Origin of the sequence: Nocardioides dubius (genome assembly GCF_039528155.1) — a bacterium.
GTDB lineage: Bacteria > Actinomycetota > Actinomycetes > Propionibacteriales > Nocardioidaceae > Nocardioides > Nocardioides dubius.
This window is the reverse complement of sequence record NZ_BAAALG010000001.1, coordinates 155,738-156,691: the sequence shown is the minus strand read 5'-3', so window position 1 is coordinate 156,691 and position 954 is coordinate 155,738. Positions and strand designations below refer to the sequence as shown.

General features: G+C 69.1%; 1 protein-coding gene. It reads left to right on the top strand.

Going from position 1 to position 954, the window contains the following annotated elements:
- Positions 1 to 111: 111 nt before the first annotated feature.
- Positions 112 to 954: amidohydrolase family protein (locus ABD151_RS00675; protein WP_343990190.1), on the top strand; the 843-nt coding region annotated here is incomplete at its 3' end.

Genomic DNA, 954 nt, shown 5'->3' with positions numbered 1-954 from the left:
CCCGTCGTGTTGCCCAGCCAGTGGGATCGATCCGAGTAAGTTGCTCTCACTCGGGTGAATCTGGTCAGTCTCCGGTCACGCCCCGTGACCGGTCCAGGAAGGGAGAGCCACGTGCGGATCATCGACACCCATACGCGTTTGGTGAACGTGACCGGTGCGCAGTGGAACGTCGGGCGCGACGAGATCCTCGCCCGCCATGCCGCGCATGCTCAGGAGTGCTCGCCCGCCGAGTGCGGGTACGCCGGCCATCGTGACGGCGTCGTCGACTCGTTCGTGCACGTGTCCAGCACGGTGGAGCGCGAGCTCTGCATCGCGGAGGTGGACTGGGTCGAGCGGATGGCCCGGCTCCACGATCTCGACCTGGTGATGGTCGCCGGCGTCGACCCGACCCGCTCCGGCGACGAGATCCTCGGCGACCTCGAGGCGTTCGCCACCTCGGAGTCGTTCCGCGGCGTGCGGCTCCCGGTCGGGATGCCGTCCGACCTGCCCTTCGTGCCGCAGCTGTTGAACTGGCTGGCCGAGCGCAGCCTGGTGGTCGAGTTCTCGCCCACCGCGCAGCAGGTGCCGTCGTGGGTGCGTGCCCTGGAGCAGCACCCGCACCTGGTCTCCGTGGTCGGCTACGACACCTGGGTGATCACGCCCGACTCGAAGGTCAGCGATGACTGGCGCGAGGCCTTCCGCGCCTATGCCGACGGCAACGTGGACGCCTGGCAGGTCACCCTGCCCAGCGACGGCGTGACCGCGGTGGTCTCGCCTGAGATCATGCGGCCCTGGCTGGAGCTCGGCGTCGAGCTGCTGGGCTGGGACCGGCTGATGTTCGCCTCGACGCTCTCCCTCGACAGCTCGGCCGCCCTGTACCCGAAGCTGATCGCCGACTTCGAGGAGCTGATCGCGTTCGCCAGCGCCGAGGACCGCGCGAAGTTCTGGAGCGAGAACGCGGCCGAGGCCTACCGG